The sequence below is a fragment of the Cupriavidus sp. BIS7 genome (assembly GCF_000292345.1).
Classification (GTDB): domain Bacteria; phylum Pseudomonadota; class Gammaproteobacteria; order Burkholderiales; family Burkholderiaceae; genus Cupriavidus.
Genome location: NZ_ALOU01000061.1, coordinates 42,528 through 63,608 on the forward strand (window position 1 = coordinate 42,528; position 21,081 = coordinate 63,608).

General features: G+C 62.5%; 17 protein-coding genes. 11 read left to right on the forward strand and 6 right to left on the reverse strand.

Features of this window, described 5'->3' with window-relative positions:
* The first annotated feature begins 510 nt into the window (after positions 1–510).
* From B552_RS0120465 to B552_RS0120480, 4 genes are all read left to right on the forward strand, one after another.
* On the forward strand, positions 511–1,149 hold the full coding sequence (locus B552_RS0120465) for a 2Fe-2S iron-sulfur cluster-binding protein (protein WP_019450923.1): 639 nt from the start codon (positions 511–513) through the stop codon (positions 1,147–1,149).
* Between the two features lie 15 nt (positions 1,150–1,164).
* Complete coding sequence (locus B552_RS0120470; protein WP_019450924.1) at positions 1,165–2,817, forward strand: FAD-binding protein; 1,653 nt, start codon at positions 1,165–1,167, stop codon at positions 2,815–2,817.
* Between the two features lie 19 nt (positions 2,818–2,836).
* Positions 2,837–4,081, forward strand: coding sequence for an NADH-ubiquinone oxidoreductase-F iron-sulfur binding region domain-containing protein (locus B552_RS0120475; protein WP_019450925.1), 1,245 nt, complete (start codon positions 2,837–2,839; stop codon positions 4,079–4,081).
* A 107-nt stretch (positions 4,082–4,188) separates the two neighbouring features.
* Positions 4,189–5,694: a DASS family sodium-coupled anion symporter gene (locus tag B552_RS0120480; protein WP_019450926.1), complete on the forward strand. Its 1,506-nt coding sequence runs from the start codon at positions 4,189–4,191 to the stop codon at positions 5,692–5,694.
* Between the two features lie 12 nt (positions 5,695–5,706).
* Here B552_RS0120480 and glsA read toward each other — a convergent pair whose 3' ends face one another.
* Both glsA and B552_RS0120490 read right to left on the reverse strand, forming a co-directional pair.
* Positions 5,707–6,705 (reverse strand): glutaminase A, encoded by a 999-nt coding sequence (glsA, locus tag B552_RS0120485; RefSeq protein WP_019450927.1) that lies wholly within the window; start codon positions 6,703–6,705, stop codon positions 5,707–5,709.
* Positions 6,706–6,832: 127 nt separating this feature from the next.
* A complete protein-coding gene (locus B552_RS0120490; RefSeq protein ID WP_019450928.1) occupies positions 6,833–7,534 on the reverse strand; it encodes a potassium channel family protein in 702 nt (233 codons plus the stop codon).
* 149 nt (positions 7,535–7,683) lie between these two features.
* Between B552_RS0120490 and B552_RS28590 the strand changes: the two genes are divergently transcribed.
* Positions 7,684–7,965 (forward strand): Ig domain-containing protein, encoded by a 282-nt coding sequence (locus B552_RS28590; protein ID WP_237718300.1) that lies wholly within the window; start codon positions 7,684–7,686, stop codon positions 7,963–7,965.
* 179 nt (positions 7,966–8,144) lie between these two features.
* On the opposite strand, the gene B552_RS0120495 is transcribed toward B552_RS28590, so the two are convergent.
* Together B552_RS0120495 and B552_RS0120500 are read right to left on the reverse strand one after the other, a co-directional pair.
* A complete protein-coding gene (locus tag B552_RS0120495; RefSeq protein ID WP_019450930.1) occupies positions 8,145–9,017 on the reverse strand; it encodes an intradiol ring-cleavage dioxygenase in 873 nt (290 codons plus the stop codon).
* 37 nt (positions 9,018–9,054) lie between these two features.
* Entirely contained in the window at positions 9,055–10,122 is a 1,068-nt protein-coding gene (locus tag B552_RS0120500) for a maleylacetate reductase (RefSeq protein WP_019450931.1), read from the reverse strand.
* 268 nt (positions 10,123–10,390) lie between these two features.
* Between B552_RS0120500 and B552_RS0120505 the strand changes: the two genes are divergently transcribed.
* The 6 genes from B552_RS0120505 (at position 10,391) to B552_RS0120530 (ending at position 17,763) form a co-directional block, all read left to right on the forward strand.
* Complete coding sequence (locus B552_RS0120505; RefSeq protein ID WP_019450932.1) at positions 10,391–10,762, forward strand: hypothetical protein; 372 nt, start codon at positions 10,391–10,393, stop codon at positions 10,760–10,762.
* 126 nt (positions 10,763–10,888) lie between these two features.
* Entirely contained in the window at positions 10,889–11,317 is a 429-nt protein-coding gene (locus B552_RS0120510; RefSeq protein ID WP_019450933.1) for a GNAT family N-acetyltransferase, read from the forward strand.
* A 255-nt stretch (positions 11,318–11,572) separates the two neighbouring features.
* Positions 11,573–11,800 (forward strand): DUF3311 domain-containing protein, encoded by a 228-nt coding sequence (locus B552_RS0120515; RefSeq protein ID WP_019450934.1) that lies wholly within the window; start codon positions 11,573–11,575, stop codon positions 11,798–11,800.
* Positions 11,797–13,347, forward strand: a complete 1,551-nt coding sequence (locus tag B552_RS0120520; RefSeq protein ID WP_019450935.1) for a sodium:solute symporter — start codon at positions 11,797–11,799, stop codon at positions 13,345–13,347. The genes B552_RS0120515 and B552_RS0120520 overlap by 4 nt, the downstream gene beginning before the upstream one ends.
* Before the next feature lie 205 nt (positions 13,348–13,552).
* Positions 13,553–14,839 carry an extracellular solute-binding protein gene (locus B552_RS0120525; protein ID WP_019450936.1) on the forward strand — a complete coding sequence of 429 codons (1,287 nt, stop codon included), beginning with the start codon at positions 13,553–13,555 and terminating at the stop codon, positions 14,837–14,839.
* Complete coding sequence (locus tag B552_RS0120530; protein WP_026035875.1) at positions 14,836–17,763, forward strand: EAL domain-containing protein; 2,928 nt, start codon at positions 14,836–14,838, stop codon at positions 17,761–17,763. Before B552_RS0120525 ends, B552_RS0120530 begins: the two co-directional genes overlap by 4 nt.
* A gap of 70 nt (positions 17,764–17,833) precedes the next feature.
* On the opposite strand, the gene B552_RS0120535 is transcribed toward B552_RS0120530, so the two are convergent.
* Together B552_RS0120535 and B552_RS0120540 are read right to left on the reverse strand one after the other, a co-directional pair.
* Entirely contained in the window at positions 17,834–19,258 is a 1,425-nt protein-coding gene (locus B552_RS0120535) for a DUF2252 domain-containing protein (RefSeq protein ID WP_019450938.1), read from the reverse strand.
* A 15-nt stretch (positions 19,259–19,273) separates the two neighbouring features.
* Positions 19,274–21,040, reverse strand: coding sequence for a SulP family inorganic anion transporter (locus B552_RS0120540; protein ID WP_019450939.1), 1,767 nt, complete (start codon positions 21,038–21,040; stop codon positions 19,274–19,276).
* Positions 21,041–21,081: the final 41 nt, after the last annotated feature.

Sequence of the window (21,081 nt, forward strand, 5' to 3'; positions counted from 1 at the left end):
ACGACTTACCCCTCTAATTGGTGGTACGAACAACATAAGTGAACCACCAATAAATGTCGTCAGATTCAGCAAGCCAAATTGATGCATTAACGATAAATACTAAATACAAGACGACGCCTTACCCCTCTAATAGGTGGTACGAACAAGTTAGATTCAGCAAGCCAAAAGCTGACAGTGCAAATGGGTGCTGAGGACGAACATACCGCCGCGATCCATTTCAGCGAAGTCAGCCCAAAGACCATCGGTCTCACGGGGCTTCAACATTGACGGCAGCGGAACAGCGACCAATTCCCCCGCATCCGCCGCAGACCGCTTGGCTGCCGACTACACCACACGAGAAGATCGACGGCATCGTCCACGACTGAAGCATTTGCCGCGGCGACAGATGCGAGCGCCTTCAGCATTGCTTTTATTGCCCCCTTTGCAAGAACCTCCACTATGCTAAGTTGAATATGACTTTCTCGGCGGCTGCGCCAGCGCGCCGTCAACCTCTCGATACGAGATTGCGTGATGGTCAGACTAAGCATCGAAGGACGCCCGATCGAGGCACCCGCCAACTGCTCCATCCTTCAGGCCTTCGTGCATGCGGGAGAGACGCTGGTCGAAGGTGTCGGCTGCATGGGCCAGGGGGTGTGCGGCTCATGCCGCGTAATTGTGCGACGCCATGGCGAGCAGGAGGTCAGGACGGCGCTGGCCTGCGAGACGCTGGTCGAAGACGGGATGCAGGTCGCCTTCCTCGATTACTTCACGGAGCCGGAACGCCATGTGTATCGAATGGATGCCATTGGCGATAGCTGGGACGCGCTGCGCACGATCTCCGAGATCTTTCCGGAAGCGTCGCACTGCCGCCACTGCAGCGGCTGCGACCGCGCCTGCCCGAAAGGCCTGGATGTCCAGCGCGGTGTGAACCTTGCGGTGGAAGGCAACCTGTCACAGTCGAGTCACGTGTTTGACGAATGCGTCATGTGCAACCTGTGCACGCTGGCCTGCCCCGAGCACATCCGGCCAAACCACCTCGGCCTGTTCGTGCGGCGCATGATCGGGTCGTACTCGCAGCGGCCGGCAAATCTCATGCGGCGACTGCAGCAAATCGAGAGCGGCGAAATGAAGATCGACTTCGACGCACCGGGCGCGCGAGCGCCGCGCTGACGGAGACAAGCGACCATGCCCGCCGGCATCCCCTACGAAGAGGCGCTCAAGCGCTACAGGCCTGGTGTCCCGCCCACCTTGCGCGACGATGATATGGCTGTCGACGCGCTCCTCAAGAACTATCACCCTGACCACGGTCCCAATGCACGCGTGGCGCTCTCGGTTGGGGTGAACCGCGGCGACCCCTGCCAGCCTGATCTTGCGCGCCATCTCCAGGCGAATGCGTTGATCGACGACGTCGACATCGCCGGCGCCCAGCTCATGACAACCGACTTGCTGGTCATTGGCGGCGGCGGCGGCGGTTGCGCGGCGGCGTTGACGGCGGCAAAGCAAGGGGCGCAGGTCATCCTGGCCACCAAGCTGCGTCTGGGTGACAGCAATACGGTGATGGCTGAAGGGGGCATCCAGGCCGCGATTGGCGAAGATGACAGCCCCCAGTTGCACTTCGAGGACACGCTGCGCGCCGGGCATTTCTGTGGCGATCCGCAACTCGTGGCGCAGATGGTGATGGATGGCCCCGACGTGATTCGCTGGCTAATCCAGCTCGGCATGATGTTTGACCAGGAGGATGAGAACAGATCGCTCGGCGGCAACCTGTTGCGCAAGAAGCCCGGTGGCGCCTCGGCCGCGCGCATCCTCTCGTATCGGGACTACACCGGGCTGGAGATGATGCGCGTGCTACGCGAAGCTGTGGACCTGGAGCCCGGCATTGCGGTATGGAACCGCTGCCCGGCCGTCGAACTGCTGTCGGACGAGCGGGGGCGCTGCGCGGGGGCCGTGATCTACAACCTCGAGTGGCGCACCTTCGTGCTGGTGCGCGCGCGTGCCGTGATCCTGGCGACTGGCGGCGCCGGGCGCATGCATCTGAACGATTTCCCGACATCCAACCATTACGGCGCTACGGCAGACGGCCTTGTACTCGCCTATCGGCTCGGCGCGCGATTGCGCGAACTCGACTCGTTCCAGTACCACCCCACCGGCATCGCCTACCCGTCCCACCTTGCTGGCGGACTGATCTCGGAAGCCGCGCGTTCCGCCGGCGCCACGCTGATCAACGGCGAGGGCGAACGTTTCGTGGACGAACTCCAGCCCCGGGATGTCGTCGCCTCGGCGATCCTGCGTGAATGCGCAATGGGGCGCGGTATCGAACGCGAGGGCCAGGTCGGCGTATTCCTTGACACGCCGACGCTAGAAATGCAGAACCCCGGCATTCTCGCCAAGCGCCTGGTCACGCTGACCCATCTCGCGCACAAGTGCGGTCACGACGCTGCACACGACCCATTCCTCGTCTACCCGACGCTTCATTACCAGAACGGCGGGGTTGCGATCGACACGCACGGCGCGACGAATGTGCCTGGCCTGTACTGCGTGGGCGAAGTCACCGGCGGCATTCACGGAAGAAACCGGCTGATGGGGAACGCGTTGCTCGACATCCTGAGCATGGGCCGTCGTGCCGGCGCCAGCGCAGCGGATTCGGGCCGCGGCATTCTGACCAGCCGCGCCGGGATCGGACACGTGCACGCATGGCAGCGGGAGTTGATGCTGGCCGGTCTGCCGCTGCACCACAAGGCCCCTGCTCTCTTTCCAAGCTACGCGCATTTCGATCTTCGCACCGATGCCGGGTTGCGCGCGAGCGGGCGAGGCCGGACAGTCGGCGGTATGCGATGAGCGCCACGCGGAGCGATCCATGGACAAGCTGAACCAGGTTCTTCTGAAGCAGGACATCCGCGTTGGTGCGGACCTGGATGCCTGGCTTGCGCGCGGTGGCGGAGAGGGGCTTGCCAGGGCATTGAAAGATCCCTTGGCGGTCATTGGCGAGATCGCGCAGGCGGACCTGCGCGGGATGGGCGGCGCCGGCTTCGCGACGCATCGCAAATGGATGCCCGTGGCTGCAGCACCGGATGGCGACAAGTACATCATCTGCAATGGCAACGAAGATGAGCCTGGCACGTTCAAGGATCGTTTTCTGCTGGAGCACACTCCGCATCAGGTCATCGAGGGTGCGCTCATTGCGGCGGTGGCTACCCGCGCCAACCACGTCATCCTGTATGTAAACCCGCACCAGGCGTCCGCCATCGCGGCGACCCGGCAGGCAGTGCTGCAATGGCAGGGGCACCCGCTCTTCGCTGCGGTCGGGCAATACCTCGGCAGCACGGTTACGCTTCGCGTCGTGCCGAGTTCAGGGCTGTATATCGGCGGTGAGGAAACGGCCGTGATTGCAAGCGTCGAAGGCGGCTTTCCGTTTCCACGGCGCAAGCCCCCCTTCCCGGCCGAGCAAGGTGTGCATGGCGCGCCGACCATCGTCAACAACGTCGAGACATTGGCCCATGTACCGGGAATCCTGCGTCATGGTGCGCAGTGGTATCGCGATCTTGGCGTTGGTGGTGCAGCAGGATCAAAGCTTTACTCGCTCTCGGGTGATATCTTGCATCCTGGCCTTTATGAACTTCCGATGGGCACAAGTCTTGAATCCCTGGTTTTCGGTTACGGCGGGGGCATGCTTCAGGGCAAGGAGTTCAAGGCCGTCTTTACAGGCGGCCCGTCCAACACCTTGCTGACAAAGCGCGATCTCGATGTGGCGCTCGACTTCGACTCGGTACGTCTGCGGCGTTCGCGCCTGGGAACGGGAGCCATGATCGTCGTGTCGGAGGGCACCAGCATCGTCCGCAAAGTTGCCGAGTACGTGAGCTTCTTCGCCCAGGGCTCGTGCGGGCAGTGCCCGCCTTGCAAGGGCGGAACCTTCCAGCTGATGCGAATACTCAACCGGATCGACACCGGCCGCGGTGTGCACTCGGATCTGGAATCGCTGGAGAACTTGTGCCGCATCCTCCCGGGCAGCGGGCGTTGCGGGCTTATCGATGGAGCGGTGACAGTGGTGGAAAGCTCCATTCACCAGTTTCGGGAGGAATACGAGGCGCTGCTGATGGCCTAGGCGCCCAATACAGAAGTTCCAGGCCCGGTACAAGACGCTTCACAGTCATCGGCCTGAGGTTTTATCTGTATCCACCACCTATTTTCTCAAGTATGGAGATCCGACCAATGCTTGCTCAGATCGCAGCAACATATCGCTACTTCATGTCAGTCGTGCCATTCCGGCTGACCCCCGCCATCATCTGCACAGTCGTTCTCTTCGCGCTGCTGCTAAGCCCCACACCTGAAGGGCTGAACCCGAATGCCTGGGATCTGGTCGCAATCTTCCTGACGACGATCCTGGCAATTATCCTCAAGGTGATGCCGATTGGCGTCATGGCGATGATGGCAATCGTCATCGTGTCGCTTGCGCAGGTCACCTCCGGTACGTCCAAAGGCGCGATTGCCGATGCGCTCAGCAGCTTTTCCAATCCGCTGATCTGGCTCATCGTGGTGGCCATCCTGATTTCGCGCGGCCTGAAGAAGACTGGGCTGGGCAGCCGTATCGGTCTGATCTTCATTTCCCTGCTGGGCAAGCGCACGATGGGCATCGGTTACGGTCTGGCGATCTGCGAACTGGTGCTTGCGCCCTTCACGCCCAGCAACACCGCACGCGGTGGCGGCATCGTGCATCCGATCATGCGCTCGATCGCCGGTGCGTTCGACTCCGATCCAGCCAAGGGAACTCAGGGCAAGGTCGGCACCTATCTGGCTCTGGTCAACTACCACGCAAACCCGATCACTTCGGCGATGTTCATAACCGCCACCGCGCCCAACCCGCTGGTCGTCGACTATATCGCCAAGGCCAGTGGCAAGGCGCTGTCCCTTAGCTGGACCACCTGGGCGCTGTGCATGCTGGTTCCCGGCCTGCTCTGCCTGCTGCTGATGCCGCTGATCATCTACCTGCTTCAGCCGCCCGAACTGAAGGCAACGCCCAACGCCATCGATTACGCCCGCGCCGAGCTTGACCGCATGGGGCCCCTGAGCGGCAAGGAACGCGTGATGATGATCGTCTTTGGCGTGATGCTCGTGCTGTGGGCAAACATCCCGGCGATGATCTTCGGCCCGGCGTTCACGCTCGACCCAACCGTGGTCGCCTTCCTCGGCCTGTTCGCGCTGATCATCACCGGCACGATCGACTGGGACGACGTGTTGTCCGAAAAAAGCGCGTGGGACACGCTGATCTGGTTCGGCGCGCTAGTGATGCTCGCCGAGCAGCTCAACAAGCTGGGTGTCATCGCCTGGTTCTCCGCCGACATGCGCGACGCAATCGCTGCTAGCGGAATGGGCTGGCTGGAGATCGCCACCGTGCTGGTGCTGGCCTTTGTGTTCTCCCACTATCTGTTCGCAAGCACCACCGCCCACATCAGCGCCATGATGCTGGCGTTTCTGACGGTGGGCGCGCACCTGATCCCGCCGTCCTATGTCCCACCGTTCATGCTGATGATGGCAGCTGGCTCTGCGATCATGATGACGCTGACCCACTACGCCACCGGCACTTCGCCAATCATCTTCGGCAGCGGCTACGTGACGATGGGACAGTGGTGGCGCGTTGGCGCGGTGATGTGCGTGTTCGAACTGATCGTCTTTGCCGTGGTTGGCGGTGTCTGGTGGAAGGTGCTGGGCTTCTGGTAATCGTCCGGCAAATTACTGGTGCGCGGCCGGCGCAGAGATGAACAGGTTCAGGCCCAGGCGCTCCGACAGGAAGCGCATGACAAGCTGCCCGCGCACGCTGTTGCCGGCGGCGTCCAGTGGCGGAGAGAAGGTCGCCACTGCGCCCTTGCCGGGGGCGATCGTGAGCATGCCGCCGCTCACACCGCTTTTGCCAGGCAGGCCCACATCATAGAGCCAGGTCCCGGAGCGTTCGTACAGGCCTGCCGTTGCCATGACCGCCAGCACTCGCTGGCAGGTCGCGGCGCTCACAACCTGCTCGCCGGTGAGCGGTTGGACACCGCCGCCGGCCAGGGTTGCGCCCATGAATGCGAGATCGCGCGAGCTGACCAACAGCGAGCATTGGCGCGTATAGACATCTACGGCTTCATCCGGATCGCAGTAGAGCCTGTCGTGCCCGCGCAGCAGGTGCGCCAATCCGACGTTGCGCTGGTTGGTGGCTGCCTCGGACTCGTACACGCGCTCGTCGCACTCCAGTTCGCGCCCCGCGAAGCGTGACAGACCCTGACGAACAAGGTGCCAGCGGTCCTCCGCGCCAGTGCCGGGAACCAGGCTGGTCGCGGCGATGGCGCCGGCATTGACCAGGGGATTGCTGGTGCCGTCGGCACGCAACTCCATCGCCATGATCGAGTTGAACGGCAACCCGGTGGCGTCTACCCCCAACCGCGCTGCTGCCTCGGCCGGACCGAGTGCATCGCATATCAGCGCGAACACAAAGGGCTTGGACACGCTCTGGATCGAGAAAAGCTGAGCCGCGTCACCGACCATGAACGCGTCGCCGTGCGTGTTGGCAACGCAGATGCCGAAGGCAGACGGTTCGGCCTGTGCCAGGGCTGGGATGTAGTCGGCCAGTTTGCCGCCTGCTTCCTCGCGGAAGTTCTCATAGGCCGTCTCCACCAATGAGCGGATTTCGTCCGACCCGGGCAGGCTGCCGGTGGAGACGAAGCGTGTTGTCAGGTTGGGCGACGGGCTCATGCTCAGGTTCCTTTGTCTGGCTCAGGCCAGCGCGCCTTCGCTCGACAGGTCGGATGTGCCAGTCGCGCGGCGCGCTGCTTCCTCCACTTCGTTCCAATCGTCCTCGCAGCCAAGTATAGGCAACCGATCATCCGCCATCCCCGGTTTTGTCGTCGACATAACTCTCTCTGGGCGGGTAAACGCCAGCCAGACGGGCGATCAGGATCGCGACGAACAGGCTGCCGGTGATCTGTTCCACCATGCACATGCCGCGAGCCTGGCGCGTAAGAGGCGTTATGTCGCCGAAACCGGTGCTTGTGAGCACGGTGATGCTGAAGTAAAGCGCGTCAGCGTAGACAAGCCGGCCCGGCTGCCCGACGACCATGTACGACTGCGGATAGAAGAATCCGATCGTGGCATAGATGTATGCCCACAGGACGCCAATCAGCAGGTACGCCGAAGCTGCGCCAAAGAGCTTGTCCGGCGTCATGATCCTCGGCTGGAAAACGTAGCGAAGCAGATAGGCAGTGGAAATGAAGTAAAGCGCGGCGCTGAACATCCACGATACCGCGAGGCTCCTGTCATCGTCGTACCACAGGCCGCGGTACTGGAACCACATGGCCGGTATGGCCAGCAGCAGCGCCATCACGAACGACAGCGTCGTGCGGCCAACCGCCGCCACTGTCGCGATGAGCAGGAACATGTTGACGACGTTCAGGAGAAGGCGGCCGCTGTCGCTCGCCGAGACAAACGACACCGCGCCGATGAGCGTCAGCAGCACGACAAACAGCCAGAAACACCGCTGATAGAAAATGCGCGACAGCGCGTCGCGCGTGGTACGGATGGCCATTGTTGTCCCTCCCCAGTTTCCTCAACGCGCCGTCACCCTGTGTCCTATCCTAGTCAGAACTAGGAACGGGCCGGAGTCCGACATGTCGATCCTGCGCTGGCTGGCGATCCTGCCCGTAGCCCTGGCGGTCATGGTGGCAGGCTGCGGTGGTGGCGGCAACGGGGAGGCGGCGCCCCCCCACCATCAACCCCCAGTTGGGGTCTCCAGCCGGCCTCGTCGAAGCCACGCAGTTCTCGATATCACCTGCCTTGCCGGCAGGCTTGAGCCTGAACACACTGACCGGTGAAATCAGCGGCACGCCGACAGCGGAATTGCTGCCGACGGTATTCACGATTACGGCCAGCAACAGTGCCGGCAGCGTGACGGCGCAGAATCTTCAGCGAACTGTTCGATCCGGCGAGCGGGACGTGGACGCAGACCGGCAGCCTTGAGCAGGCGCGGGAGCAGCACACGGCAACGCTGCTGCCGGACGGAACGGTGCTGGTTGCCGGCGGCATTGGCCGCGGCATCCTGTCCTACGCCGAATTGTTCCGTTAGCCAGGAGGCGCCAGATTCGTTTCGGCACACCTGCAGGTGCTGCACGCAGGCCAACAGGTGGAAAGGCCCCCTGCTACCGTGGCGCGAGCACGAAGTCGTAACGTGCTTCGCGGAACGGGCCGTCGAAGCCAAACCGGCTGGCCAGTGCATGACCGGCCGGGCGCTCCTCGTAGGGGACCTGCAGCGATGGCTTGACACCGAACACTGCATCCGAATCGAGATACGGATCGCCCTGGTTGAACAGATGCGTCACCAGCTTGCGGTGAGCGGGCGCATCGATCATGAAATGCAGATGTGCGGGCCGCCATGCGTGGCGGTCGGTGGCATTCAGCATGCGCCCGACGGGGCCATCGGTCGGGACCGGGTAGCTGACCGGCACGATGGTGCGGATGGCGTAGTAGCCGTCCGCATCGGTGCGATAGCGGCCACGCAGGTTGGCGGCGTGCTGGGCCGTGTCCTGGCCGGAGTACATGCCGTTTTCGGCGGCCTGCCAGACGTCGAGCACGGCACCAGCCACAGGCGTGCCGTCGGTGGAGCGGACGTGGCCATGCACCAGCGCGGGCGTGCCCGGGGTTTCAGCCATGTTCTCGCCGCATCCGCGCTCCGGCATGCCGGCGATGTAGAACGGCCCGAACACGGTGGTATCCGTGGCGCCGGTGGCCAGGCGGTGGTTGATCGCATCGACAAGCATCGATACGCCCAGCGTATCGGACAGCAGGATGAATTCCTGCCGCACCAGGCCGTCGCACATCTTGCCGGTATCGGTCAGGAACTGGATCGCGGCGAACCATTCTTCCTCGGTCGGCTCGACCTCGCGCACGTAGGCGTGCAGGTGTCGCACCAGTGCCTGCATCAGCGTCTTCAGGCGCGCGTCGGGCGTATTGGCGAGACACTCGATCACCTGATCGGTGATGGCGGCCTCGGCAGCGATGTGGTTTGTCTCCATGGCGGTCCTCCTTTGTTATTTGCAGTGCGGGAGCGGCTCAGGCCGGGGCCTCGCCACGCCACGCACGTTCAAGCAGCGCAAGGATCGGCGCACGTTCCACCGGCGCCGGATTGTCGTACGGGTTGGCGCAGGCCAGCGTGGCGGCCTCCTCCAGACCGGCCTCGGGCATGCCGATGGCCGACAGGCCTGCTGGAATGCCAAGCGTCTGGTTGAGGCGGTGCAGCAAGGGCCCCGCATCGCTCGCCTGCTCCCCGCCCAGCGCCCGCGCCACGCGTTGTAGTGCCAGCGGCGCGGCGGCGTGGTTGTAGTGCGCGGTGTGCGGCAGCATCACGGCGTGCGCTTGCGCATGCGGAAGATTGAAGGTGCCGCCCAGCGTATGGCAGATCTTGTGGTGCAGCGCCATGCCAACGTGGCCCAGGCATACGCCGGCAAGCCACGCGCCATACAGCGCCTGGCCGCGTGCCGTGATGTTGTCGGGGTGGCGCACAACATCCGGCAAAGCCTGCGCGAGCGCGCGAATGGATTCTTCTGCCATCAGGCTGATGACCGGATTCGCATCCTGCGCGTACAACGCCTCTACGGCGTGTGCCATGGCATTCATGCCGGAAGCGGCGGAGATATCGACGGGCAGCGTCAAGGTGAGTTCCGGATCGTAGAGCACCGTGCGCGGCAGCACGCGCGCATCCCGCCCGGTCTTCTTGAGCCGCCCTTCGGTCAGGCCGTAGATCGGTGTGACTTCCGACCCCGCATAAGTCGTGGGCACGGCGATGATAGGCTGCGCGGATTCCAGCGCGATGGCCTTCCCAAGCCCGATGGTGGAACCTCCGCCGACAGCCACGTAACAATCCGCGCCGAGCCGCGTCGCCTCTTCGCGCGCTGCCCGGGCAACGTCGATCGGCACGTGCATCACCGCCTGGGCATAGACGCCGGCGGCACGTTCGCCGAGCAGGCGGGCCACGCGCTCGCCCAAACCGCGCCGTTCTGGCGTAGTCAGCACCAGCGCCCGCCGGGCGCCAAGCCGCATTACCTCGTCAGGCAACTGCGCCAGCACGCCCGCGCCGAACACGACGCGCGAAGGCGCCGACTGGTAGACAAAGCCCTGCATGGTTCCCTCAGCGCTTGAAGTGCGGCGGCACCGCCGCGTACTGTAGCCGGACTGCCTGCGTCGCCGAGCGGACTGCCCGGGGTGACCCGCTTGCAGCAATTGATCCAGCACATGCCGGCGTGCCGCTATCACACCTTGCGAGTCATGTTGTTGTCAATGGCCCGGCATACGCAAGGGCCAAGGATGATCGCCGCGCCAGGAGACATCTTGCGCGTAAACCCCATTCTTGCTTATATTTCATCGCGTCAACTCCATCGGGAAACCCCCAATGAGCGTTTACGTTGCACACAATCGCGCCAGCGCAGTTGAGCACATCAGTGCCCGCATCGACAGTACGGTCGACCTGGATTATGAGACCGCCTGGGAGGATGCCCTCGAGCTCGGGCGCCTTGGGCAGCAATGTGGCGTCGATGTGCAGTACAGGACCGTCGAACATGTCTCTGTTGTATCTGCGGAGGCCCTCGCCCGAGGACTACGAAGCGAAAAGTGCACTTTTCGACAGCGCTACCTCTACTGCCGGTTTGACCTGACAGCACTGTCCGAGGAGAACCTGTGCGAGCTGGAGACGCTCGCCATCGAGCATGGCGACTACATCCTGCCTGGGCACCTGCAGCAGGAAGTCACGCTCGTATGGAGTTGAGATGTTCCGGCCCAGGGCGGCCACGGCCCAAGGACGTTAGCAACTCTACCTAAGAGCAATCCCTACGGGCGAAACAGCGCAAGCAAACGTAGCATAAAAGGACGCACTTGCTCGAAGGAGTGCCTTATGCGTCCGCACCGTGCAACCGAGAATGACTGGCCCGATATCGAAGCACTTTTGCATGCTTCCTCCCTGTCTATCGAGGGGATACACGAACACATTGCGCATTACCTCATCGTCCGCGATAACGCTGGGCTGCTTGGTTGCGCGGGTGTAGAGCAATACGATACGACAGGCGTGCTTCGGGCACTTGCCGTTGCACAACGCGCAAGGTCAGCGGGGCTGGGCGAGCTGTTGCTATCCGCAGTTGTCGCTGACGGCCGGCAACAGGGTGTCGAATCCATTGTTCTGCAAACGAAGACCGCCTCGCAATACTTCGCGCGGCTCGGGTTCATGCCCATTGGTTTCGCAGCCCTGCCCCCGAACGTCCGCGAATCTCCCGAGTTCAATCGCAGCGAGAGCGACATCGGCGTGCTGATGCACATCTGCCTATGATCAGGCGACGCAACATTCAAGGCATTTGCCCTGTGCGATTTGTGCCGGCTGACATATATTGACTTTACAAGAAGTGTTTTCGCGGCGCAGTGCGGCCTCGTCACACGCTTGGTTTTGCGCGTGACCGGTGCCGCCGGACGTCGCACACGTCTACGTCATCCCTGACGACTATCGGCCACTGCCCTGGCATGGCCTGCAGGAGACCTGCTCCGCGAAACCGCTTCCTCGTGAAACGAATGTCATGCGGAGGCAGGTATGCATACCGAAGCGTCGTCTCGCGGCAAGCATTGGCTGTGGTTGTTGGTCATTCCATTCATCGCGGTCCTGTGGGTGCCGTTCTACAACCGGACCGAGCCGTCCTGGCTTGGCTTTCCATTCTTCTACTGGTACCAGTTGGTCTGGGTATTGATCACGGCGGTGCTGACTGCCTGGGTCTACCTCAAGACCGCGCCGGGCGATGAGACGAACGGAGGCCAATCATGAACTGGACCGCCACTGTCGTCTTCATCTTCTTCTTCGGACTTGTCACGGTGATGGGGTTCGTAGCCGCACACTGGCGGCGCGGCGACCTTTCGCGCCTGGACGAATGGGGGCTTGCCGGGCGCCGGTTCGGCACCATCGTGACCTGGTTCCTGCTTGGCGGCGACCTGTACACCGCCTATACGTTCATTGCGGTACCGGCGTTGATCTTCGGCGCGGGCGCACTGGGCTTCTTCGCCCTGCCCTATACGATCATCATCTATCCGTTCGCGTTCATGGTGTTCCCGAAGCTGTGGCGCGTGGCACATAAGCATGGCTACGTCACGGCCGCGGACTTCGTCAATGCACGCTATGGCAGCGGGCTGCTGGCGCTGGTCATCGCGATAACCGGGATCGTGGCGACGATGCCGTACATTGCGCTGCAACTGGTAGGGATCCAGGTGGTCATTGGTGCCTTGGGATTTCGCACGACTGGCTTTGCAGGCGACATTCCGCTGATTATCGCGTTCGTAATCCTGGCAGCGTATACCTACACGAGCGGCCTGCGCGCGCCGGCGATGATCGCCATCGTCAAGGACACGCTGATCTACCTGACGATCATCGTCGCGCTGGCCATCATTCCGGCGAAGCTCGGCGGCATGGCGCATATCTTCGCAGCGGTGCCGGCTGACAAGCTGCTGCTCAAGGCGCCAGAGGGCGGTTCGCTCGGGGCATACAGCGCGTACGCGACCCTCGCGCTAGGATCGGCATTTGCGCTCTTCCTGTACCCGCATTCGATCACCGCGCTGCTCAGTTCCAGCAGCGGCAACACGATCCGGCGCAACATGGCGCTGCTGCCAGCCTATTCGCTGCTGCTTGGCTTTATCGCGCTGCTTGGGTATATGGCGTTGGCCGCGGGCGTAAAGGACATGCCGCAATATGCGTCGTATTTCAAGGAGTATGGGACAAACTTCGCGGTGCCCGCACTGTTCCTGGATTCATTCCCGTCATGGTTCGTCGGGGTGGCGTTCGCGGGTATAGCAATTGGCGCGCTTGTGCCGGCGGCAATCATGTCAATCGCAGCGGCCAACCTGTATACGCGCAACGTGCATCGTGAGTACATCAACCCGAAAGTGACAAATGAAACGGAAACCAGCATTGCCAAGCGCGTATCGCTGGTAGTCAAGGTTGGTGCACTGGCGTTTGTGGTATTCCTGCCGCTGAAGTATGCGATCCAGTTGCAGTTGCTGGGCGGAATCTGGATCATCCAGACCTTGCCGGCGATCGTGCTGGGGCTGTACACGCGCTGGTTCGACTATCGCGGCCTGTTGCTCGGCTGGGCAGCCGGGATCTCGGTCGGCACCTGGATGGCGGGGACAACGGCCTTCACGTCGTCGGTCTATCCACTGCATTTCGCGGCGTTGACGGTGCCCGGGTATGCGGCGCTATATTCACTGATCCTGAACCTGGCCGTGGCGCTGGTGGTGAGCGCGCTGGTGCATGCATTCCACCTCAGCCAACGGGCGGACAGTACGCAACCGGAGGACTACGCCGAACCTGCGCATGGCTGAGAGACCGGCAAGGTCTTTGATCGAACAACAGCGCTACCGGCCGCCGCACGGTTGCCCAACGACACCCCGGTGTCTTGCGGTTGCGACGGCCAACAGCCCGTTGGCACGCCGCGACAGCTAAAGGATTCATACTCGCCGCCGATAAGCAGATGTGGCTCAATTGCGTTCCCGACCGGCCCATCCCGAATCCGAAAGCGAGTCTGTTGTGCGACGAATCCAGTTTGCCTGGCTGCTATCCGGCCTGATCGGTTTGCAACTTCTGTGTGGTTGCCACCAGCAAGACGCGTCTGGCGCCAGTACGGCCGTGCCGCACCGAACCAGCATTTCCGCGCTGATATGGGCACCTGACTGGCCCGAGCAGATGCTGCAGATCGCTGCCGAGTTCAGCAAGCTCAATCCCGATGTGCACGTGGACGTTCAGTTCATGATCGGCAACTCGGTCGAGGAGAACATCAAGCCCCGCGTGGCGGCCGGGACGTTGCCCGATCTCGTGAGCGTTAACCCTAACGCCTACTCGGCCCAACTGGCCGATCAGGGTGTCCTCACCAGCGTCAGCCAGACAGCCGCGTGGAAGAGCATGCTTGCCCCGCTCAAGCAGGACTGGAGCAGCCGCCGCGGCACGGCGTTCGGCATATCGGGCGGTGTCGCAACGACGATGATCTACTACAACCGCGATATGTTCGCCAAAGCGGGGATCGAGAAGCTGCCGGCCAATTTCGACGAGTTCCTGCACGTTTGCGCCCAGCTGAAACGTGCGGGATTCACGCCCATCATGTTGAACGGCGGTTTCCCGAACATGCTTGGAAACGGCCCGTTCATCTCGGGGTTCGCCAACAACGTGGTGGCGCATGAGCCGGACTGGAAAAGAAAGATGGCCGAGGGCACGCTGGATCTCGATACGCCCGAGGTGGCCGATATCTTCGCCAAGATGGCGCTGCTGCCCGACCGCGGCTACGTCCAGCCGTCGTTCATGTCAACCGGCTACGACGATGGCATGCGCCTTTTCAAGGAAGGCAAGGTGGCGATGGCGTTCCAGGGTAGCTGGGCGGCCGGCCTTCTGCTGCACGGCAATCGCTTTCCGGTCGGCGTATTCATCCCGCCATGGAATGCGCGAGGCGAGACGGTGGTGCCCGTACTGGGCAGCGAAACGGGCTTTGCCGTCTGCGAGACGCCCAACAAGGCGGCTGCACTGCGCTTCCTGGAATTCATCGCCGGCAAGGGCTTCCCGATTCTGCAGCGCAAGCGCCACAACATCTCCCCGTTCCAGCCGGACGGCGGAGCGGTCGTCAACCCGGAAATTGTCGACTACGCGAAAGCGGTCAGTCGCTATTCGGTAACCGCCAGCCCGTACTATTCAACGCTGCCTTCGAACACGCTCGAGTCGCTGCATGGGTTGATGCAGGACGTACTTCTCAAGAAGCTCACGCCCCGGGAGGCAGCGAAGCGCCTCGACGAATCGGTCAAGAACGACGCGAAGATGCACTACAAATGAACCCGACTCCAGGATTGCTGCGCCGCGCGTTCGACTACCTCTCGCAGGACCTGCTTCGCCGTGTCGAGATTCGCTACCGGCTGATTGCCGCCTCCATTCTGCTGGCTTTGCTGCCGACGTTCATCTCGGGTTGCATCTCCTATGTGAAGTCGGTCGAGGCGATCAGGGAGAACGCCGAGATATTCTCGAAGGAGGTGGTCAAGCAGGTCTCCAGAAACATCGGGTTGCGCATGCAGCAGATCGAGACGGAAAGCAACCTGCTGGTGCTCTCCGATCGGGTTCAAGGGGCGCTTGCGAGGGCCGCGGGCGGTAGCGCCAAGGTGCAAAGTGAAGCGCGTCAGGACATGGCGCGGCTACTGCTTGATCATTACGGCGCGGTTGATTTCATCAACCAGAAATACCTGCTCGACAAGAACAACCGGATTCTGGACACGCAGGCGTTTACGCAATTGACCCAGGGCGTGACGAGTCTGGTCAGGCGGGCCCAGGACACGCACGAACGCACTTACTGGGGCAGTTACGACAACGGCGTCGGACAACAGAACCTCGGGATGGTGCGCACCATTGTCGACAAAAGCAACAACGATCATCTCGGCAATCTGGTTCTGATCGTTCGTCCCGCATTCTTCTCGACGATATTCAACGACGTCGCCACGGGCAGCGGCACGCAGATCTACATTCTCGATGCAAGCGGCGGCAAGGTGATCATCCGTGCCGACGCCGCCAGCACCGACGCGATCCCCGAATCCGACCTCATCGAGAACATCTCGCACAACGCGGCGCCAGGCGAGGCGCGAAGCTTCGTGGCGTTCGCCGGGAAACGTGGTGGACGCTACCTGGCCGCGTACGTGAGAGTCCCCGGAACGAGCTGGTTCGTGGTCAGCACGATTGCGGAAAAGAAGCTGACGGTAGAGGCGCAGGCGGTGCGAAACCAGATCGTGCTGGTCGGCATTTCGGGTTTCCTGCTGTCGATCTTCCTTGCGTACTTCATATCCCACAGTATTTCCGCGCCGTTAAGGGAACTGGTACGCAAGGTGCACGATACCGGCGACGATGCCGGCGCCCAGGTTGACGAAACGGTCCATGCGACAGCCACGGCCAGCGCGCAGGACGAACTGGGCAGGCTCTCGCAACGCTTCGAAAGAATGCGCGAAGCGATCACGCAGAAGATCCTGAAGATCAACGAGATCAACGCCTCGCTCGAACAAACCGTCGTCGACCGAACGGCCGAACTCATCGAGCGGGAGCGGGAGTCCCGCACGTTGATCGAGAACTCTCCCGATACCATTGCCCGCTACGACCGCTCGTATCGCCGCATATACGCCAATCCCGCGTTCTGTGCGCTGGCGGGGTGCGGTCTCGCCGAAGTGCTCGGCAAGCGGCCCTCGGAACTCCCCGGCGGTCCCAACGCACTGATCTACGAAAAGATCATCAGCGAAGTCATTGCCAGCGGGAAAAGCGCGCAATTCGAGTTGAGATGGGCCGGGAAGGACGGGCAGGACCAATGCTCGCACATCCGCATCACACCGGAGATCGACCGATCCGGCAACGTGAACTCCGTGCTGGCCGTTGGCCGCGATCTCTCCGACCGGATGGCGTTCGAGGCAACCATCTGGAAACAGGCCAACTTCGACGCGCTGACCGGCTTGCCGAATCGCCAGATGTTCCATCAACGCCTGGCGCAGGAAGCCGGGCAACCGGACCTGTTCGGGCAGCGCATTGCGTTGATGCTGATCGACCTGGACCGCTTCAAGGAAGTCAACGATTCGCTGGGGCACGACATGGGGGATATCCTCCTGATCGAAGCCGGCAAGCGCATCGTTTCGTGCGTGCGCCAATCCGATACGGTTGCCCGTCTTGGCGGCGACGAGTTCACCGTCATCTTGCCGGGCCTGGGCGACACGGAAAGCGTCGAGCGGATCGCGAAGACCATCATCGGCAAACTGGCCGAGCCTTTCAGGCTCGGCGCGGACGAAGCCTTCGTTTCCGCCAGCGTTGGCGTCACCTTTTACCCGGACGACGCCAGCGATCTCGACGTGCTGTTCAAGAACGTCGATCAGGCGATGTATGCGGCCAAGAACGCCGGGCGCAATCGCTTCAGCTACTTCACGCCCGATATGCAGGTGGAAACCGAAAGGCGCCTGCGGCTCACCAACGACCTGCGCGTCGCCCTGCCCGGCAAGCAGTTTCAGCTCTGCTACCAGCCCATCGTCGACCTGGCGACCGGCGAGATCTGCAAGGCCGAGGCGCTGATCCGCTGGCTGCACCCTGAGCGCGGCACCATCAGCCCGCTCGAATTCATTTCTCTTGCCGAGGACACGGGCCTCATCGTTCCAATCGGCGACTGGGTGTTCAGGCAAGCCGTGCAACAGGCCCGGCAATGGCGAGACCAGTTCCATCCGTCTTTCCAGATCAGTGTCAACATGTCTCCAGTGCAGATTCGTCAAGACAGCCTGCTGTGCGCGCGCTGGTCCGACTTCCTCGCACACGAAGGCATGCCGGGGCAAAGCGTCGTGGTGGAAATCACCGAAGGGCTGCTATTGCAGGCGGAATCGAAGATTGACGAGAAACTGCTGACCTTCCGCCGCAGCGGCATGGGGATTTCGATAGATGACTTCGGAACAGGTTACTCGTCGCTCGCCTATCTCAAGCGATTCGACATCGACTACCTGAAGATCGATCGATCCTTCGTCCACAACCTCAGCTTCGACGAAGACAACCAGGCGCTGTGCGAGGCAATGGTCGTCCTTGCGCACAAGCTCGGCATCCAGGTCATTGCAGAGGGGGTTGAGACCACCGAGCAACGCGATTTTCTCAAGGCTGTCGGTTGCGATTTTGCTCAGGGCTTTCTCTATTCGATGCCAGTTCCACCCGGCGAATTCGAACGCCTGGTCTGGCCGCAGCTTGCTGAGCAGGCCGACTGATGCTCAGCGGCCAGGACCCGTACTGGCATGAGTCAGCCGGCCGTGAAACCTCAGACCGCGGTCATCGTACTTACGGCACTTCCACCTGCGCCTGGATGCGGCCCTCGCGGATCGCCGCGATGAAAGCCCGATAGTCGCTGCGGTTCTGCGAGCAATACTCGGTCGCGAACTCGCAGATGGCGTCTTCGAACGTCTGGCCGGAGCCCATGTAGCCGGCAATCATGGCCGCGTCGCCAGAGCGTGCGTGGGCACGAGCCAGCGCTTGCGCGCACATTCGGCCGTAATGCCTGAGCATGTTGGCATCCCAGTCCTCGATAATGGCCGACAGCTTCATGTCGCGTAGCTGGCGGATATAGAAGTCCCGGCCGTTCTCGCCGCGAGTCCATCCCAGGAACAGGTCGCTGGCGGCCTGCATCAGCCGCTGCCCTGCTATCACCCGCTGGCCGTGATTTGGATACTCGCTTCTGCCAGCGTACGGTTCCAGCACGGAGGCCCGTGCCTCCTTGATCTGCAGGAATAGCGGATCGTTGTCGGCGGCCATGAACAGGGCGACACCACACCTGGTCCCCACGCTTCCTACCCCCACGACCTTGAAGGCCATGTCAAAGTAGCGGAAGCGATTGAACAGCATCCATATGTGATCGGGCAAGCTTTCCCGATAGCCGTCGATGGCTTCGGAGAAGCCCGAGGAAATCCCCGGTGCCATGTCTTCGTCCGGATGAAAGATCAACGGCGGTTCGTCCTTGATTCGTGGTTTCGCCCCCTCCTCCGACACGAGCTTCGGATACATGTGATCAGGCACCGATTTGCGCCGCTCGGCCTCGATCCGTTCCGCCAGCCGCTTGCGGGCCAGCGCCACAGTGTCCGGGTCACCGCTTCGATCCTCATACTTCTGCAGGTCGATCCGGTCGTACCAGACATCCAGTGCGCGCATCCAGCCATAGTCGAACATCCGTTCGCGGTAGTGGCGAACCAGGTCGGTAACGGCGCGCGCCGCGTCGCTCTTCGGCAGCGCAAGATGCTCCGCCGCAATCGCCACGCTTGCCGCCAATCGCTTGACGTCCCACTCGAAGGGAGCCGGCAACGTTTCGTCAAGGTCGTTGATGTCGAAGATCACATTGCGCTCCGGCGTTGCGAACCCGCCGAAGTTCATCAGATGTGCGTCACCGCATGCCTGCACCCTGATGCCGGATGTGGGTGTATCGCCAAGATCCGCTGCCATGATCGCTGCGGCCCCGCGATAGAACGCAAACGGCGAAGCGGACATCCGCCCGAAGCGGATCGGAACCAGTTGCTCGATCCGGCCCTCGTTCGACTCAATCAGGATGTCGAGAGGGTCCCTGCGGTCTGCCGGCGGCTTCCATCCGGCCTGCGCCGTGCGCGGCGTGTTATCGCGCAGCGCACGCCCCGCTGCCGCGCGCTCGTCGGCGCTCATGAAGCCGGTGGCCTCCTGCGCGCTACCGGCGGCCATCTTCAATTTTTCAGGCTTGTTCATTTCAGCGTCCTCGATTCAAACATCGCCCGCGTGCAACGGCTCCAACGGAGGATCAGCAGGCGCAGCGGCGTGAAAGTCGTCAACCGCATCGGCAATCGTCGTGCGACGGTCAAGATGGCCAACGAGCTTGTCCAGGCCCTCTGCCCGCAAGACGTCCCGGACTTCCGCGTGCGCGCCAACCACCTGCAGCGCGGTGCCGGACGCTCGCAGTGCATCATGCATCGTTGCCAGCATGCGCACGCCCGCAAGATCCATCGCCGGAGAGTTTGACAAGTCGCAGATAACCAGCCGGATGGGCTCCTGGCATGCGCGAAGCCTTTCCCAGAAGCCGCTTTTGACGTGTTCGACATTGAAGTAAAGCAGCGCGGCTTCCGGGCGGAAGATCAGCACACCTGGCGTCGGCTCGTTATCGGGGTTGCGTTCGATATCGGAGAACAGCCGCGTGCCGGGAATGCGGCCGAGAAATGCAAGGTGCGGCCGGGCTGCCCGGCGAATCAGCAGCAGCATCGAAACCAGCACCGCCACGATCACGCCCTTCAGGATGCCGAGCAGCAGGACGGCCGCGAATGCCGCCATCGTGATTGCGAACTCGAAACGGCTGACGCGCCAGACATGACGTAGCTCGCCGATATCGATCAGGCCCTTTACCGCCACCAGGACGATGGCGGCCAGCACCACATTGGGCAGGTTGGTCAGCAAGCCGGTCAGGAACATCAGGCACAGCCCGATGGTGATGGAAGCGAAGACCAGCGCAAGCGGGGTGCGCGCACCGGCCTTGTCATTGACCGACGACTGCGACAATCCCCCGGCAACCGGGTAGGCCTGGAACAGGCCGGCCGAGAGGTTGGCAACGCCCAGGCCGAGCAGTTCCTGACGCGCATCGATCTCGTATCCATGTGACTGGGCTAACGCGCGCGCTGCCGAGACACTCTCCACATACGACAGCAGCATGCAGGCGAACGCCAGCGGAACCACCCCGTCCACGTCGCGCGGACGCAGGGCTGGCAGGCGGAAAGCGGGCAGCCCTTGCGGCAATGCACCAACCACCTTGAAGCCAAGCTCCGGCAATGACGTGACCGACAGCAGGACAGTCGAAATCACGACAACAGCCAATGCCACCGGACGGCCGGGAAGGAATTTCTCCCCAAGCAGCAGCATGCCGATCGCGACGAGTCCGAACGCCAGCACGGCGAGGTTGGTCTGCGGTATCTGCCCCGCGAGTATGGAAATACGCTCGAAAAAGAACTCGCCCCCGCCTTTGACGCCGAACAGCTTCGGCAACTGGGTCAGCGCGATCGTCAGGGCTGCGCCTGCCTTGAACCCTAGCAGGATGGTCTCACTGATGAAATTGACCAGCGAACTGAGCCGCAGCAGCCACGCGCCGATGCACATGACCGCCACCAGCAGCGCCGTCAAGGCGGCGATCGACGCCCAGCGGCCGGGGTCTCCGGCGGCCATGTCCGCCACCGTGACACCAACCAGCATCGAGATGGCAGACGTCGGCCCGATGGCAAGCTGGCGCGACGAACCGAACAGCGCGTAGAAGAACCCGCCAACCAGGTAGCAATAAACGCCGTACTGGGCAGGCAGCCCGGCAAGCGATGCGTACGCCAGCGATACCGGAATGCCGTATGCGGCAAGCGTGACGCCGGCTACGATGTCGCGCCGCAACCAGCCACGCTGATAGGCCGGCAACCATTGGGCCGGCGGGAACAACGCGCGCCAGCCGGTCGGGGCGGCGCGGCCGGACCGCGCGTCAGACAAGGCAGGAGCTTCGGACATGGCGTCCTCCCGGCAATCAGCAATCGAGTGGCGGAATCGAG

Bases quoted from the DNA above. Each gene is read 5' to 3' on its own strand.
- B552_RS0120465 (WP_019450923.1), top strand. From the start codon at position 511: ATGGTCAGACTAAGCATCGAAGGACGCCCGATCGAGGCACCCGCCAAC.
- B552_RS0120470 (WP_019450924.1), top strand. From the start codon at position 1,165: ATGCCCGCCGGCATCCCCTACGAAGAGGCGCTCAAGCGCTACAGGCCT.
- B552_RS0120475 (WP_019450925.1), top strand. From the start codon at position 2,837: ATGGACAAGCTGAACCAGGTTCTTCTGAAGCAGGACATCCGCGTTGGT.
- B552_RS0120480 (WP_019450926.1), top strand. From the start codon at position 4,189: ATGCTTGCTCAGATCGCAGCAACATATCGCTACTTCATGTCAGTCGTG.
- glsA (WP_019450927.1), bottom strand. From the start codon at position 6,705: ATGAGCCCGTCGCCCAACCTGACAACACGCTTCGTCTCCACCGGCAGC.
- B552_RS0120490 (WP_019450928.1), bottom strand. From the start codon at position 7,534: ATGGCCATCCGTACCACGCGCGACGCGCTGTCGCGCATTTTCTATCAG.
- B552_RS0120495 (WP_019450930.1), bottom strand. From the start codon at position 9,017: ATGGAGACAAACCACATCGCTGCCGAGGCCGCCATCACCGATCAGGTG.
- B552_RS0120500 (WP_019450931.1), bottom strand. From the start codon at position 10,122: ATGCAGGGCTTTGTCTACCAGTCGGCGCCTTCGCGCGTCGTGTTCGGC.
- B552_RS0120505 (WP_019450932.1), top strand. From the start codon at position 10,391: ATGAGCGTTTACGTTGCACACAATCGCGCCAGCGCAGTTGAGCACATC.
- B552_RS0120510 (WP_019450933.1), top strand. From the start codon at position 10,889: ATGCGTCCGCACCGTGCAACCGAGAATGACTGGCCCGATATCGAAGCA.
- B552_RS0120515 (WP_019450934.1), top strand. From the start codon at position 11,573: ATGCATACCGAAGCGTCGTCTCGCGGCAAGCATTGGCTGTGGTTGTTG.
- B552_RS0120520 (WP_019450935.1), top strand. From the start codon at position 11,797: ATGAACTGGACCGCCACTGTCGTCTTCATCTTCTTCTTCGGACTTGTC.
- B552_RS0120530 (WP_026035875.1), top strand. From the start codon at position 14,836: ATGAACCCGACTCCAGGATTGCTGCGCCGCGCGTTCGACTACCTCTCG.
- B552_RS0120535 (WP_019450938.1), bottom strand. From the start codon at position 19,258: ATGAACAAGCCTGAAAAATTGAAGATGGCCGCCGGTAGCGCGCAGGAG.
- B552_RS0120540 (WP_019450939.1), bottom strand. From the start codon at position 21,040: ATGTCCGAAGCTCCTGCCTTGTCTGACGCGCGGTCCGGCCGCGCCGCC.